Genomic DNA, 15,842 nt, shown 5'->3' on the forward strand with positions numbered 1-15,842 from the left:
CCCGTAACCACTTGCCGGGAAGCAGCGGTTGTTATAAAGGATTGATATGTATAAAACGGTATCACTATTGAAATATGACGATTGTGTAACAAAAGTCAGCAATTACACCGGTAAATAAAAGTGCAGTGAATATTTTTAGAAATGTTTCAAAAAAAGGCTGTTTAGTTTGTATTTGTGTGTTATTAAGTTTGTTTTAATGATATATTTTCAATGAAAGAAAGATTGTTTGATGATTTTACTATTTCATTATTTTCAATAAATATTGAATCTATGACAATATTATGACTGTATTAGCTGTTTTTAACTAAGTTTTACTGTTCCGCTGACCGGATTGTCATATACCCCGACTTGCGGCTCATCTCCCTAACATCTTTTGGAGATTATTAAATTATATCCTTATCTTAGTGACCTAAACAATCGCCACTTGTCCATTTCGCTGAAATATACAAGCAACAGTCAGTCAAATTACTACTTCCTCATGGCAACACTTGCTATGGATTCGGCTTTGGCATAACCTTTCCCAACGGCCTCTAACGGCCATTCTTCGTGTTTATATACCGTAACTTTGTAATAGTATTCCGTTGCTATTCCTGTGCGTGTACAACTGTTTACCAGTTCACATTTACAGGTATCCTGCAACCCGCTACGCAAAATGATTTTTATACACCGGCAACCGGGGAATCATACACCCATTCAATTATTAATTGTACACCAGAACAATCATTGTACACCAGAACAATCTTTTCAATTTACCTGTTATGCCACACTATCATAAACTTGGACAAATACCGCATAAACGCCATACCCAGTTCCGCAAACCGGATGGCAAGCTGTATTCGGAACAGTTATTTTCCACAGAAGGCTTTTCTTCTCACTCCAGCTTATTATACCACTGCCACCCCCCTACAGAGATTGTTAAGGTAGACGAGCCCTACTCCGTAGCGCCCAAAGTGGCAGAAGAAAAAATGCTGAAACACCGCAGTTTCATGGGCTTCAAAGTAAAGCCGGAAGATGATTTCCTGCAGAGCCGCAAGGCAGTATTGGTCAATAGCGACCTTCATATTGTACTGGCAGCACCCCGCAAAAGCATGGAGGGATACTTCTATAAAAATGCAGATGCCGATGAAATGATCTTCGTGCATGAAGGAAGCGGTACACTGAAAACGCAGTACGGGCAACTGACTTTCGGCTATGGCGACTACCTGGTAATTCCCCGCGGTACCATCTACCAGATCATATTTAATACAGCAGACAACCGCCTGTTCATTGTAGAGTCGTTTAGTCCTATCCGTTATCCAAAAAGATATCTCAGCAAATACGGCCAACTGCTGGAACATTCGCCCTATTGCGAAAGGGATATCCGGCAACCGGAAAACCTGGAAACGATCGATGAGGAAGGCGATTTCCTGATCGTTGCCAAAAAAAAGGGCGTTATTTACCCGCTTCATTATAAACATCATCCGTTCGATGTGGTAGGATGGGATGGCTGCGAATACCCGTTTGCCTTTTCCATCCATGATTTTGAGCCGATCACCGGCAGGGTGCACCAACCACCGCCGGTGCACCAGACATTTGAGGGCAACAACTTCGTGGTATGCTCCTTCTGTCCGCGCCTGTTCGACTATCATCCCCAGGCAATCCCGGCTCCGTATAACCATAGTAATATCGACAGCGATGAGGTATTATACTATGTAGATGGCGACTTTATGAGTCGCAAGCATGTGGAACGCGGCATGATTACGCTGCACCCGGCGGGCATCCCGCATGGACCGCACCCGGGCGCCGTGGAAAAGAGCATCGGCGCTAAAGAAACAAAAGAACTGGCAGTGATGGTGGATACTTTCCACCCGTTACAGATAACAGCAGCAGCATTAGACATTGAAGATGGCAGTTATGTCATGAGCTGGGCAGAGTAATAACAAAATCAACCTCCTTAATAGAACCAAAACAATTGAATGTTATGGAAACAGCATTAATGAATGCCGACAACCTAACCGGTCAGCAGGATTTTTTACCACTCAACGGTACCGACTATGTTGAGTTTTATGTAGGCAATGCCAAGCAGGCCGCCCATTACTATAAAACAGCTTTTGGCTTTCAATCCGTAGCTTATGCAGGTCCGGAAACCGGGGTAAGGGACCGGGTTTCCTATGTATTGGTACAAAACAAACTGCGCTTTGTACTGACAACTTCCCTGTTGCCCGATACCGATATTGCCCGCCACGTGGCCAAACATGGTGATGGTGTTAAAGTACTGGCCCTTTGGGTAGATGATGCCCGCGCCGCTTTTGAAGAAACCGTAAAACGAGGTGGTACGCCTTACCTGGAGCCGGTAGTAGAGAAGGACGAATTTGGCGAGGTGGTGCGCAGTGGTATCCGTACCTATGGCGACACGGTGCATGTTTTCGTGGAGCGGAAGAATTACAAGGGACTTTTCCTTCCTGGTTATAAAGAATGGAAAACCGCCTATAATCCTGCAGATACCGGTTTATTATATGTAGACCATTGCGTGGGTAACGTAGGCTGGAATGAAATGAATACCTGGGTATCATTCTACGAACGTGTAATGGGATTCAGGAACCTGATTTCTTTCGACGATAGCGATATTTCTACCGAATACTCGGCCCTGATGAGTAAGGTGATGAGTAATGGCAACGGCCGTGTGAAATTCCCGATCAACGAGCCGGCAGAGGGAAAGAAAAAATCCCAGATCGAAGAATACCTGGATTTCTACGGTGGGCCCGGTGTACAACACGTGGCCATTGCTACCAATGACATCGTAAAAACGGTGACCGAACTGCAAGCCAGGGGAGTAGAATTCCTGACAGTGCCCTCTTCTTATTATGAAACATTGCTTGACAGGGTAGGCAAAATTGATGAAGACCTGGCTCCACTGCAAAAGCTGGGCATATTGGTAGACCGGGATGATGAAGGATACCTGTTGCAGATTTTCACCAAGCCCATACAGGACCGGCCAACCGTATTTTTTGAGATTATTCAGCGTAAAGGAGCACAGTCCTTCGGTAAAGGTAATTTCAAAGCCCTCTTTGAGTCAATCGAAAGAGAACAGGCCCTGCGCGGTAACTTATAATTAACACGACCTTTTTATCACTTGTAGGGTTACTATAACCCACAGTGATGGCTACAACTATTAAATGCAGAGCCCGCCTGGATTGCCCGGCGGGCTTTTTTATTTTCGTTTATTCAAATATTTATTAATTTTAATGTGTAATTTTGAATAATAAGAGAATGCGGGTATAACAAAGATTGTCTTAGAAGATCCTTGTTGTTAACAACTTAATAACTAGCACTTCCTTTAATTCCGGTTATTTTTACGCCTTCTTTTATATACTTTAACTTTTCTTAATGTAAAACCTATGCTCAACAAATTATCCATCCAATGGGCTGGCGCAGCTATGCTCATCGCTTCTGCAGTAACCTTTTCCGCTTTTTGCGCTGATAACAATGGCCAGTCAGACACTTACCTGCATAAAATATCTTCTCCGGCCGGACAAACCGTACTGGAATACAATGCCGACAAAACCATCCGGAAAATTGTGCAACAGCACAAAACAGAAAACGCCGACTACAATAATGTACAGCTGCCGGTATATGAAAATGGCCGCCTCGTGAAAAGCCTGATGGCCGATGACGAAAACGCCACTACCGGTGAACTGTATACCTCTTACGACTATGCGCCTGATGGCAATAACATGGCGAAAATCAGCTACTACCGTAATAATGCAGTATATGCCTACGATTCGCTGGTATATAATGCTGCCGGTAAGCTGACCTTCCGTTACCAGGTAAGTAAAAACGTACAGAAAGGTGCCTGGGAAAATACCGGTTACCAGCAATTTACCTGGAATGAAGATGGCGACATCTCCCGGATGGATACCTACGGCAAACAACCGGGCTACAGCAGGTTTGTGCATACAGCCATGGTCACCTATACCTACGATAACCGCCCTAATCCGCAACAGCAACGCCCGGAGCTGGCCGGCCTGATGGACCTGAATGTGGCACATTTATCGGCGCATAATATCGTAACAGAAAACTATAACAGCGCCAATTCTTCCCGGATCATCACCAGTACTTATTCTTATGCCTATAATACTGGTAAGTTCCCCGTACGTGGCACCTATACCTCTGGCGTGGATGCAGCAGTGGTAAAACTGGAATGGATAAAGCTACAGTAAGGCAATAATCTGTAACTTTACAATATTAAAACCAGAAGTTCCGTTTTTTATGAGGATGCAAACATTATTCGGCGTACTATTTCTGTTGGGAGGAATTTTTCAGGCGTTCACGGCTATATTAATCTACCAGGGGCATAAACACTATATACTTAAGATTGCCAGCAAAAAGGTGAGTATGGTAGTATATTTTATTCTTTCGCTGTTATTGTTTTATCTTGCTTACGTGAATCTGGTTTAATATTAAAATTTTGTTGAATTAGTATATGAAACGACTTGTTGTAATCGTTCTGATATTGCTTGGTGCCGGTAAAATTTTTGCGCAGCAGTCTTTCCTCGAAAATCAGAAAATGTTTCCCAAAGTAGGGGAGGCCTACCGGGAGAAAGAGGAGTTGCTCAAAAAGGAATTTGAAAAGAAAGGGCTTGCCTATCCTGCGAAATATATTTTCATACGCTCTTTTAAACTGGACAGCGAAATGGAGATCTGGGTGAAGAATAGCGCCTCAGATAGCTTCCGCCTGTTCAAATCCTACCGGGTTTGTACCTTGTCCGGGAAAATGGGCCCCAAGCGTAAAGAAGGCGACCGCCAGGTACCGGAAGGTTTCTACTATATCAATGACTTCAATCCAAACAGTAACTATCACCTTTCCCTGGGTATTAATTATCCCAACTATTCCGACCGCATCCTGAGCGATCAGAAAAATCCGGGAGGTGAAATCTATATCCACGGCAACTGTATCACGGTAGGTTGTATTCCATTAACTGATGAGTTTATCGATGAGGTATATGTGCTGGCCGTAAATGCTAAAAATGCGGGGCAGGATTTTATCCCGGTGCACGTTTTCCCGGTTAAATTCAACAACCAGGGTTCCATGAACTACCTGGGTACCTTTACCCTCACCGATAGTTCTTCCAAACAGTTTTGGACGGAGCTCAGATCCGCTTACGACTACTTCGAAAAGCACCATAAGCTGCCGGTAGTACTGGTCGATGCCAAAGGCAAGTACGTACTGTAAGATCAAAATATAACATTCACGCAATAAAGGCGGATGAAGGACACAGCCATGAAGCTGTTCCCGTCATCCGCCTTCCTGTTTTTTGTCCCCTGCCTCTTGTTTCCTGCCATTCCATCCCCCTTTTCCCCATATTAATTTGGTTTTTAGAATTATTTTTTTCAACTTGTTCAACGGTCAAATCAATTTACTATTTATGCATAGAAGAGACGCAATAAGGAATGTGGCGATTTTGTTGGGTACAGCCATTTCCGCTTCCACGTTATCAGCTTTAGAAAGCTGCACAGGTTCCGCACCGAAGAACTATGATTTGCAAAAGCCTGAAACCAAGGCATTATTGGCAGAAATCGCGGAAACTATTATACCCAGAACCGGTACGCCAGGTGCCAAAGACGCTAAAGTAGAAGACTTCATCATTGTGATGATGAACGATTGCTACAAGAAAGAAGACCAGAAAGTATTCCTGGATGGCCTGAAGAAAATCGATGAAGCCAGTGAAAAACAATTTAAGAAAGGTTTCATGGACATCACGCCGGAACAACGTACCGAACTGCTGACTAAAATTGAGCAGGAGCGTGTAGATTACAATAAACGCAAAGACAAAAAAGAAGGAGATCCTACCCATTATTTTCAATACCTGAAGGAATTAACCCTCCTGGGCTACTTCAGCTCTGAGCCAGGCGCTACCAAGGCTTTACGCTATGTACCTGTTCCCGGTAAGTACGAAGGCTGTACGCCTTATACCAAAGGGGAAAAAGCCTGGGCTGTATAATATAATAATGGCTTCCGGCTGTTAGCGAATGCAGACGTGTTAACCCACTACGCACTAACAACCGAATGCTTTCTTTTTTATGCGTTAAACCTGATAATACATGAACCTGAATATAAAAGCACAGGAAGAAAACACCTTTGATGCCATTGTGATTGGCTCTGGTGTAAGCGGCGGCTGGGCTGCCAAAGAACTGACTGAAAAAGGCTTGAAAGTACTCATGCTTGACCGTGGTAAACCACTGGAACACGTGAAAGACTACGAAACGGCTACTAAAGATCCCTGGGAATTCCCACACCGTGGCCGTATTACGGTAGATCAACGCGAAACGCATCCTAAGCTGAGCCGCGACTATCCTTATAGTGAGCACAACGAAAAATACTGGATCAACGATTCGCAGAGTCCCTACAACGAGGTAAAACGTTTCGACTGGTACCGTCCCGATATCGTGGGTGGAAAATCTATTATGTGGGGCCGTCAGTCTTATCGCCTCAGCGATATTGACTTCGAAGCTAACCTGAAAGACGGCATCGCGGTAGACTGGCCTATCCGTTATAAAGATATAGCCCCCTGGTATGATTATGTAGAGAAATTTGCCGGTATCAGCGGTACCCGCGAAGGCTTACCACAGCTGCCCGATGGCCAGTTTATGCCTGCTATGGAAATGAACTGCGTGGAGAAGGATGTAAAGAAGAGTGTGGAAGATAAATTCAAAGGCCGTATCATCACTATGGGCCGTGTGGCGAACATCACGCAACCACTGCCTGGCCGTGAAAAATGCCAGTACCGTAACCTCTGCAGCCGCGGATGTCCGTTTGGCGCTTACTTCAGCACACAATCCTCTACGCTGCCGGCTGCCCGGGCTACCGGCAACCTCACGCTTCGTCCTGATTCTATCGTAAACTCCGTGATTTACGACGAAAAACAAGGCAAAGCTACCGGCGTAAGAGTTATCGATAAGCACACCAAACAAATGGTGGAATACTACGCTAAAATCATTTTCATTAATGGTTCTACCCTGGGTTCAACTTTTGTAATGCTCAACTCTATCTCTTCCCGCTTCCCCAACGGATTGGGCAACGACAGCGGCGTACTGGGTAAATACCTGATGGATCACCATTTCCGTACAGGCGCTTCCGGTACCGCAGAAGGGTATGATGACAAATATTATTTCGGTCGCCGTGCCAACGGCATCTACGTTCCCCGCTACCGTAACATCGGTGCTGATAAGCGCGATTATATCCGCGGATTCGGTTACCAGGGCGGCGCCAGCCGCTCCGGATGGAGCCGTGGTATCGCGGAAATGGGCGTGGGTAAAGACTTCAAAGAAATGCTCACTGAACCGGGCAAATGGAGCATCGGTTTAGGTGGTTTCGGCGAATGCTTACCATACGAAGCCAACCAGGTAACGCTCGACAATTCCGTGAAAGACGCATGGGGCCAGCCAGTGCTGAAGTTCGATGCCGAATTCAAGGAAAACGAGAAAAAAATGAGGGTAGACATGATGAACGACGCGGCTGAAATGCTGGAAGCAGCTGGTATTAAAAACGTGAAAACATACGACAACGGCTCTTATCCGGGTATGGCCATTCACGAAATGGGTACGGCACGTATGGGCCGTGATCCTAAAACATCCGTGCTCAACGGTTTCAACCAGATGCATGCGGTGAAGAACGTATTCGTAACAGATGGTTCCTTCATGGCTTCCGCTTCCTGCGTGAACCCTTCCCTCACTTATATGGCAATGACAGCCCGAGCAGTGGACTACGCGGTGAAAGAGTTAAAGAAAGGTAATATCTAAAAAGGGATCTATGAATCTGAATATAAAGGCCGTCAAGGAAAATACCTACGATGCGATCGTGGTAGGTTCCGGTATCAGCGGAGGCTGGGCGGCGAAGGAGTTGAGTGAAAAGGGATTAAAGACACTGGTGCTGGAAAGAGGGCGTAACGTAGAACATATCAAGGACTACACCACCGCCATGAAAGCTCCCTGGGAATTTGCCCATCATCTCAACACCAGCAACGAAATGAGGGAAAATCACCCTATCCAGAGTCGTTGCTATGCATTTGATGAGGCTACCCAGCAATACTGGGTAAATGATAAAGAGAATCCCTACAATGAAATAAAGCCGTTCAACTGGCTCCGGGGATACCATGTAGGCGGACGTTCCCTCATGTGGGGCCGCCAGGTATATCGCTGGAGCGATCTCGACTTTGAAGCCAACGCGAAAGACGGGCACGGGGTGGACTGGCCTATCCGTTATAAGGATATTGCTCCCTGGTATGAGTATGTAGAAAGATATATCGGTGTAAGCGGGCAAGCCGAGGGCTTGCCGCAGCTGCCGGATGGCGTTTTCCTGCCGCCGATGGAGATGAACTGCCTGGAGAAACATGTGGCTGCCAGGGTAAAGGAAAAATACAATGACCGCATTATGACCATTGGTCGCGTGGCACACCTGACAAAAGGAATGAAAGACCGCGGTCCTTGCCAGTACCGTAACCTTTGCGCCCGCGGTTGTCCGTTTACCGGCTATTTCAGCAGCAATGGCGTTACCCTGCCGGCTGCTGCCGCCACGGGTAATATGACGCTGCGTCCGGACTCTATTGTATTGGAAGTATTATACGATAAGGATAAAGCCAAAGCTACCGGCGTAAGAGTGATGGACTCCCACACGCTGCAAACGGTAGAATATTATGCCGATATCATCTTCCTGAATGCTTCTACACTGGGTACCAGCTGGATTATGCTGAATTCTGTATCCGATCGTTTCCCGAATGGTTTTGGTAACGACAGCGGGCAGCTGGGACATAACCTGATGGACCACCACTTTGGCGTAGGCGCCGGCGGCGAGTTTGAAGGTTTTGAAGACCAGTATTACAGCAGTGGCCGCAGACCCAACGGTATCTATATCCCCCGTTTCCGCAACACCAACGACAAAACCATGCAGAAAGACTATGTGCGTGGATTTGGCTACCAGGGCGGCGCTGGCAGGGGCAGAGGTATCGGCTGGGATGGCATTGGCGTAGCTTTGAAGGAAGCGCAGACCGAGCCTGGAAAATGGCAAATGGGCGTGGGCTCCTGGGGCGAACACCTGCCTTATTTTGAGAATAAGGTAACGCTGAACAAGAATAAGAAAGATAAGTATGGTCTGCCCACACTCGATATCGACTGCGAGTTCAAGGCAAATGAACTGGCCATGCGTAAGGATATGCAAGCCAGCGCCATTGAAATGCTGGAAGCGGCAGGGTTGAAAAACGTGGGTGGTTACGACGAGGCGCCTCCTCCCGGGCATTGCATTCACGAAATGGGAACCGCCCGTATGGGTAAAGACCCAAAAACGTCTGTGCTCAATGGTTTCAACCAGGTACATGCGGCTAAAAACGTGTATGTAACTGATGGCGCCTGCATGACTTCTTCTTCCTGCGTAAATCCATCTATCACCTATATGGCGCTTACTGCAAGGGCCTGTGATCACGCTATCAGCGAACGCAAAAAAGGAAATATTTAATAAGGGCCTTATAAGGCTTGTCTGAAAGGGCTGTAGTTTTATGACCGGGGCATATCCGGGAATAAAATTGCAGCCCTTCAGTTTTACCTATTTTAAAATATTTAGCGTATTTTGAACGCTTATCGGCAATTTATCTGAACAATGAAGAAAATAATTCTAAGTGGCATGCTGGCATTGTCCTGCTGGATGGGACAGGCCGTACAGGCACAGTCTAAACATGCTTTTGCTTTAAGCAAAACGGATTTCCTGCTGGATGGCAAGCCTTTCCAGATGATCAGTGGAGAAATGCACCCGGCCCGTATTCCACACGAATACTGGCGTCACCGCATTCAAATGGCAAAGGCCATGGGTTGTAATACCATTGCCGCCTATGTTTTCTGGAACTACCACGAGCCAGTAAAAGGTCAGTTTGATTTCAGTACAGGGAACCATAATATCGCGGAGTTTATTAAAATAGCCCAGCAGGAAGGCATGTGGGTGCTATTACGCCCGGGGCCTTATGTATGTGCAGAATGGGAGTTTGGTGGTTTACCGCCTTACCTGTTGCAGACGCCGGATATTAAGGTACGCTGCATGGACCCGCATTATATGGAAGCGGTGACCCGCTATGTGGAGCACCTGGCAGCGGAAGTAAAGCCTTTGCTGGTCACCAATGGTGGACCTGTGGTGATGATGCAGATAGAGAATGAATATGGCAGCTACGGTAACGATAAAACGTATTTAAACACCCTGAAAGACCTGTGGGTAAAACAGGGGATCAATATTCCTTTCTATACGGCCGATGGTCCTACCGCCTATATGCTGGAAGCTGGCGGTGTAGATGGCGCAGCCATAGGATTGGATTCTGGCGGATCTGAAGCAGATTTTGAAGCCGCTAAAAAACAGAATCCCAATGTACCTTCCTTCAGCAGTGAATCATACCCGGGATGGTTAACGCATTGGGGCGAAGAATGGCAACGCCCGGGCATTGAAGGTATCTCCAAAGAAGTAAAATTCCTGATGGACACCAAACGCTCTTTTAACCTGTATGTGATTCATGGAGGTACCAACTTCGGTTATACTGCCGGGGCTAATTCGGGAGGTAAAGGCGGTTACGAACCCGATGTAACCAGCTACGACTATGATGCGCCTATCAACGAACAGGGGGGCGCTACGCCTAAGTACCAGGCTTTGCGTCAACTCATCGGTAGTTATCTCCCGAAGGGTAAAAAATTGCCGCCAGTTCCAGCGCCTATTCCAACCATTACTATTCCGGCGATCAACCTGACGCCTTTCACTTCCGTATGGGATCATCTGCCACAGGCCGTGCAAACGCCGCAGCCTAAGCCATTTGAGGCATTTGGGCAGGATTATGGTTTTATGCTGTATAAAACCACCCTCATCGGGCATAAGAGCGGTAAGCTGACCGTCAAAGATCTGCACGATTATGCCACAATATTTCTGAATGGAAAATATATCGGGAAGCTGGATCGCCGCCTTGGTGAAAAAACGATCGATATTCCTGCGAGCGACGTGAAAAACCCGGTACTGGAAATCCTCGTAGAAGGCATGGGCCGTATCAATTTTGCAGACGCCATCATTGATCGCAAAGGGATTACCGATCGTGTAGTCCTGAACGGTATGACCCTGATGAACTGGGAAGTATACGGTTTGCCGATGACAGAAAAATATGTACAGGAGCTCACCCCGTCTGCCGGCAACGCGGCAAGGCCGGGCCAGTTCTACAAAGCCACTTTCCAGCTGGATAAAACCGGCGACACCTATATCGATATGTCGAATTATAAGAAAGGCCTGGTATGGGTAAATGGCCATAACCTGGGACGCTACTGGGAAATAGGCCCACAGAAACGCCTGTACTGTCCTGCTCCCTGGCTGAAGAAAGGAGAGAATACCATCGTGGTATTTGATCTGCACCAGGAAGCGGCGGCGCCGGTATCCGGAGCAGCAGCGTTATAATTTTTCTACTTTACAATAAGGAGGCCGGGAACTTCTGTTCCCGGCTTTTTTATGCGCCGGAAGATAGTCATGCTAACCAGTTTTCTATCATTGTGTATTGTTTACACAAATAACTTTCTTTTTCCACTGCCTTGCTTTTAACATTGAAAAATGGTAACTTAGGAATGGTGGTTTTTCATTTATTTACTTCTTAAAAAGCAGCTTGCCATGGGAAAAGTACGTAATATCCTGCAGGCTAAGGGTCATGCAGTATACTCCATAAATCCTGACAACACCGTTTTTGAGGCCCTTCAGAAATTGGTAGATCATAACGTAGGTGCGTTGACTGTAGTAGATGAAAATGATCGTTTCCTCGGAATTTTTTCAGAACGTGACTATGCCCGCCGGGTGATCCTGAAAGGACGTGCCTCTAAGGAAACATTGATCAGGGAAATTATGACAGAACGACCTATTACTGTTACTGAAGATGATGCTATTGAAGACTGCATGGCATTGATGACAGATAAAAGAATTCGTCACCTACCGGTGGTAGATGACAGGGAAAGACTGATTGGATTGATTTCTATCGGTGACGTGGTGAAATTTATTATCGATGACCAGCGGTATATTATTACCAGTCTCGAGTGTTATATTACCGGTACACATACCTGATGAGCGCAGTATAAACAGTTTTGTTCATTCGCGGTAGTTTTAGTAACTTTATTTTCATAGAGTCTTTACCGTTAGTAAGAAAATGAAATGTTATGAGCCGGATATATATCCGGCGCCCCTCTGTGAGATGGCGGTTTACAGACTGGTTAATTATTGTTTACAGACTAGTTAATCATCAATAGCAGACCTGTTCAGTAGATTGGAAAGCAGACTACTGGTTTTTTTCTAAAGCATGGCATAACGGACTTTTAAGTAAATCGCTCGGAGGGCGAACACTTTGAAAAGCGCTGTTTCTGACATTACACCCATGTGGCCTTTGCTGGCCTACGCGGCCATCGTGGTGGTACTGATTGGTACCATCCTGGGCCTGTCTTATGTGCTGGGTCAGCATCATAAAGATCGTGCTACCGGTGAAGCATATGAGTCCGGTATCATCTCCACCGGGTCTGCCAGACTCCGGTTCCCTTCCCAATTTTATCTCGTAGCAATGTTGTTCGTTATCTTCGATATCGAAACCGTATTGATTATTTCCTGGGCTATTGCCTACCAGGAAGTAGGATGGACGGGATTTATCGGCGTAACAATATTCATTGCTATATTATTGGTAGTACTGATTTACGAATGGCGTAACGGCGCATTGGACTTCGGGCCCGATGGAAAAAGAATTTTACGCGCGTATAAAAAAATGAAAAGGAAGCACCCCTCAGGAATTCATCATTACCAGGAAAATAAGACTTCAACGCCTCCGGCACTCACGTAACAGCAGCAAATAATCACGCATAGCAAAATCAATTTCGTATGAAATGGTGGTTGACTAATGCAAATGATGTAACCGGTAAAATCTCCGGCAATACGTCTATGGAAGAAGTCATACAACAAAGTGTGATGTTGACTTCTGTAGAAAGCCTGCTGTCATGGGGACGGAAAAATTCGCTGTGGCCTTTTCATTTCGGCCTTTCCTGTTGTTTTGTGGAGATGGCTACCGCCATGACCCCCAAGTATGATATGGCCCGCTTCGGCGCAGAAGTGATCCGGGGCACGCCCCGTGAAGCCGATGTAATGATCATTGCAGGCACCGTATTCATCAAAATGGCGCCCGTTATCCAACGGCTGTACGAACAGATGATGGAACCCCGCTGGGTGATTTCTATGGGCTCCTGCGCCAATTCCGGCGGTATGTATGACATCTACAGCGTAGTGCAGGGAGTGGATAAATTTTTACCGGTAGATGTATACGTGCCCGGTTGCCCTCCCCGTCCCGATGCATTTATGCAGGGACTCGTATTACTGCGTGACAGCGTAGGTAAAGAAAAAAGGCCGCTGAGCTGGGTGATCGGTGAACAGGGCGTAATACGGCCGGAGAAGATTTCCATGAAAGAAACCCTGCGCGAAAAAAGACAACAAATGACCAATTTTAAAACTCCTGATGAAATATAAATGATTACTAACAGTAACGGATATATGAAATAACTAACCGGAAGAAATCAGCAGATTGTTTACCCTCATCGTCTAAAACTTAATACGCTATGCCGGAGCGCATTGCAGCGGAATTAAGCACCCGTTTTGGTGACATCACCTTTCAGCCTCAGGCTACACGGGATGGGACGCCCACCTTCTGGACGCCACAAGAGCATATTGTGGCCGTACTACAGTTCCTGAAAGCTGAAATACAAATGCCTTATCGCATGCTCTATGACCTCACGGCCATCGATGAGCGTGCGTATAAACGGCAGCAGAACGGGCATAAACCCTATGACTTCACCGTCGTATATACCCTGTTTTCTTTCGAAAGAAATGAATTCCTGCGCCTTAAAGCCGGCCTCCACGGCGAATACCCGGCCATCCAGAGCATTACAACGGTATGGCCTGCTGCCAACTGGTATGAACGCGAAGTATACGATATGTTTGGTATCCGCTTCCATGGTCATCCTTTCTTGAAACGCATCCTGATGCCTACCACCTGGGAGGGGCATCCGCTCCGTAAGGAGCATCCGGCCCGGGCCACCGAAATGGGGCCATTTAAGCTCTATGATGAGAAGCAGGATAGGGAGCAGGAGTCGTTGCGCTTTAAGCCTGAAGAATGGGGTTTAAAACGCCATAGCGAGGATGCCGACTTTATGTTCCTCAATATAGGTCCGCAGCACCCGGGTACACATGGCGTTTTACGCATTATCCTGCAACTCAATGGGGAAGATATTGTAGACGCCGTGCCCGACATCGGTTTCCATCACCGCGGCGCTGAGAAAATGGGAGAACGCCAGTCCTGGCATACGTATATCCCCTATACAGACCGTATCGACTACCTGGGGGGTGTTAACAACAACCTGGCCTATCTCCTGGCAGTGGAGCAACTGGGAGGTATCGACGTACCGCTGCGGGCACAGGTGATCCGGGTAATGCTCTGCGAATTGTTTCGCATTGCCAGCCACCTGGTATGGTATGGCACCTTCGCCCAGGATCTGGGGCAACTCTCGCCCGTGTTCTACATGTTCACCGACCGCGAACGCGTTTTTGAGATCATCGAAGCCATCTGCGGCGGCCGCATGCACCCCAACTGGTTCCGCATTGGCGGCGTAGCACAAGACCTGCCCAAAGGCTGGGAAGTGCTGGTGAAAAACTTCCTGCAATACTTCCCGCGGCAGCTGAAAGAATATGATGCCATGGTGATGAAGAATTACCTGTTTAAAGCCCGTACCAAAGGCATTGGTATCTATACCCTGGAGGAAGCGATTGAGTGGGGCGTTACCGGGCCGGGACTACGCGCCTGTGGCCTGGAGTGGGATATGCGCAAGAAGCGGCCCTATAGCGGGTACGAAAACTTTGCCTTTGAGATCCCGGTGGCACAGAACGGCGACTGCTACGACCGCGCCCTGGTGCGGGTGGAAGAAATGCGGCAAAGTCTGCGCATCATAGAACAATGCATGAGCTGGATGCCCGAGGGTGACTATAAGTCGCGCCACCCGCTGGCTACCCCTCCGGTGAAGGCCAACACCATGCAGGATATAGAAACGCTGATCCACCATTTTCTCAATGTGAGCTGGGGGCCCGTTATTCCCTCCGGGGAAGCCATGAGCTGTACTGAAGCCACCAAGGGATGGAACAGCTATCACCTCGTGAGCGATGGCAACACCGCCGCCTACCGGGTAAGGGTACGAACGCCCTCTTTCCCGCATATGCAAATGATTCCGCTGATCAGCCGCGGATATACTGTGGCAGATCTTTTATCGATACTGGGAGGAATGGATTATGTATTGGCAGACATCGACAGATAATTGAACCATATATGCTTTCAGCTACTGAAATAGAACAGATCACCCATGAGCTGCAACAGGTGCCGGTAAAAAAGGCAGCCTGCATTGAAGCCCTCAAAATTGTGCAGCAGCAGCGCCGCTGGATATCCGATGAAAGTGTAGCCGACATTGCCGCCATGCTGGACATGAGCACCGCCGAAGTAGATAGTGTAGCCACTTTCTACAACCTTATTTTCCGTCAACCGGTAGGGCGCCACGTGATCCTGCTTTGCGACAGTATCAGTTGTTACGTGATGGGCTATACGAAAATTAAGCAGGCGCTGGTGGAGTTATTACATATCGGCTACGGGCAAACGACGCCTGATGATCGCTTCACCCTGCTGCCCAACGCCTGCCTGGGTACCTGCGATCATGCGCCGGCGCTGATGGTAGACAACGACCTGTATCGTGATATCGCCATCTCGGATTTACCACAAATACTGGATCAATATTTATAA

The 15,842-nt window shown here is 47.2% G+C and carries 13 protein-coding genes; all 13 read left to right on the forward strand.

The features are described 5' to 3' along the window. Positions 1-758 precede the first annotated feature (758 nt). The 13 genes from HGH91_RS19135 (at position 759) to nuoE (ending at position 15,842) form a co-directional block, all read left to right on the forward strand. On the forward strand, positions 759-1,916 hold the full coding sequence (locus HGH91_RS19135; RefSeq protein WP_168740399.1) for a homogentisate 1,2-dioxygenase: 1,158 nt from the start codon (positions 759-761) through the stop codon (positions 1,914-1,916). 44 nt (positions 1,917-1,960) lie between these two features. Beyond that, a complete protein-coding gene (gene hppD, locus HGH91_RS19140) occupies positions 1,961-3,091 on the forward strand; it encodes a 4-hydroxyphenylpyruvate dioxygenase (protein ID WP_168740400.1) in 1,131 nt (376 codons plus the stop codon). 286 nt (positions 3,092-3,377) lie between these two features. Then, the gene (locus tag HGH91_RS19145) at positions 3,378-4,199 is read left to right on the forward strand and encodes a hypothetical protein (protein WP_168740401.1); all 822 of its coding nucleotides are present in this window, start codon (positions 3,378-3,380) and stop codon (positions 4,197-4,199) included. A 263-nt stretch (positions 4,200-4,462) separates the two neighbouring features. Next, entirely contained in the window at positions 4,463-5,212 is a 750-nt protein-coding gene (locus HGH91_RS19150; RefSeq protein WP_168740402.1) for a murein L,D-transpeptidase family protein, read from the forward strand. Positions 5,213-5,405: 193 nt separating this feature from the next. Then, on the forward strand, positions 5,406-5,981 hold the full coding sequence (locus HGH91_RS19155; RefSeq protein WP_168740403.1) for a gluconate 2-dehydrogenase subunit 3 family protein: 576 nt from the start codon (positions 5,406-5,408) through the stop codon (positions 5,979-5,981). Between the two features lie 100 nt (positions 5,982-6,081). Then, on the forward strand, positions 6,082-7,779 hold the full coding sequence (locus HGH91_RS19160; RefSeq protein ID WP_168740404.1) for a GMC oxidoreductase: 1,698 nt from the start codon (positions 6,082-6,084) through the stop codon (positions 7,777-7,779). A gap of 10 nt (positions 7,780-7,789) precedes the next feature. Next, a complete protein-coding gene (locus HGH91_RS19165) occupies positions 7,790-9,487 on the forward strand; it encodes a GMC oxidoreductase (RefSeq protein ID WP_168740405.1) in 1,698 nt (565 codons plus the stop codon). A 141-nt stretch (positions 9,488-9,628) separates the two neighbouring features. After that, positions 9,629-11,443, forward strand: coding sequence for a glycoside hydrolase family 35 protein (locus tag HGH91_RS19170; RefSeq protein ID WP_168740406.1), 1,815 nt, complete (start codon positions 9,629-9,631; stop codon positions 11,441-11,443). 207 nt (positions 11,444-11,650) lie between these two features. Continuing rightward, positions 11,651-12,094, forward strand: a complete 444-nt coding sequence (locus HGH91_RS19175; RefSeq protein ID WP_145669348.1) for a CBS domain-containing protein — start codon at positions 11,651-11,653, stop codon at positions 12,092-12,094. Between the two features lie 277 nt (positions 12,095-12,371). Then, positions 12,372-12,854, forward strand: a complete 483-nt coding sequence (locus HGH91_RS19180) for an NADH-quinone oxidoreductase subunit A (RefSeq protein ID WP_247651778.1) — start codon at positions 12,372-12,374, stop codon at positions 12,852-12,854. A gap of 38 nt (positions 12,855-12,892) precedes the next feature. Further along, entirely contained in the window at positions 12,893-13,531 is a 639-nt protein-coding gene (locus HGH91_RS19185; RefSeq protein ID WP_168740407.1) for an NADH-quinone oxidoreductase subunit B, read from the forward strand. 89 nt (positions 13,532-13,620) lie between these two features. Continuing rightward, a complete protein-coding gene (gene nuoC / locus HGH91_RS19190) occupies positions 13,621-15,366 on the forward strand; it encodes an NADH-quinone oxidoreductase subunit C/D (protein WP_168740408.1) in 1,746 nt (581 codons plus the stop codon). Between the two features lie 11 nt (positions 15,367-15,377). Then, positions 15,378-15,842 (forward strand): NADH-quinone oxidoreductase subunit NuoE, encoded by a 465-nt coding sequence (gene nuoE, locus HGH91_RS19195; RefSeq protein WP_168740409.1) that lies wholly within the window; start codon positions 15,378-15,380, stop codon positions 15,840-15,842.

This window comes from Chitinophaga eiseniae (assembly GCF_012641265.1).
GTDB lineage: Bacteria > Bacteroidota > Bacteroidia > Chitinophagales > Chitinophagaceae > Chitinophaga > Chitinophaga eiseniae_A.

What these genes read in the sequence shown, in the direction of transcription:
- HGH91_RS19135 (WP_168740399.1), top strand. Translation starts at nt 759, where the DNA reads ATGCCACACTATCATAAACTTGGACAAATACCGCATAAACGCCATACC.
- hppD (WP_168740400.1), top strand. Translation starts at nt 1,961, where the DNA reads ATGGAAACAGCATTAATGAATGCCGACAACCTAACCGGTCAGCAGGAT.
- HGH91_RS19145 (WP_168740401.1), top strand. Translation starts at nt 3,378, where the DNA reads ATGCTCAACAAATTATCCATCCAATGGGCTGGCGCAGCTATGCTCATC.
- HGH91_RS19150 (WP_168740402.1), top strand. Translation starts at nt 4,463, where the DNA reads ATGAAACGACTTGTTGTAATCGTTCTGATATTGCTTGGTGCCGGTAAA.
- HGH91_RS19155 (WP_168740403.1), top strand. Translation starts at nt 5,406, where the DNA reads ATGCATAGAAGAGACGCAATAAGGAATGTGGCGATTTTGTTGGGTACA.
- HGH91_RS19160 (WP_168740404.1), top strand. Translation starts at nt 6,082, where the DNA reads ATGAACCTGAATATAAAAGCACAGGAAGAAAACACCTTTGATGCCATT.
- HGH91_RS19165 (WP_168740405.1), top strand. Translation starts at nt 7,790, where the DNA reads ATGAATCTGAATATAAAGGCCGTCAAGGAAAATACCTACGATGCGATC.
- HGH91_RS19170 (WP_168740406.1), top strand. Translation starts at nt 9,629, where the DNA reads ATGAAGAAAATAATTCTAAGTGGCATGCTGGCATTGTCCTGCTGGATG.
- HGH91_RS19175 (WP_145669348.1), top strand. Translation starts at nt 11,651, where the DNA reads ATGGGAAAAGTACGTAATATCCTGCAGGCTAAGGGTCATGCAGTATAC.
- HGH91_RS19185 (WP_168740407.1), top strand. Translation starts at nt 12,893, where the DNA reads ATGAAATGGTGGTTGACTAATGCAAATGATGTAACCGGTAAAATCTCC.
- nuoC (WP_168740408.1), top strand. Translation starts at nt 13,621, where the DNA reads ATGCCGGAGCGCATTGCAGCGGAATTAAGCACCCGTTTTGGTGACATC.
- nuoE (WP_168740409.1), top strand. Translation starts at nt 15,378, where the DNA reads ATGCTTTCAGCTACTGAAATAGAACAGATCACCCATGAGCTGCAACAG.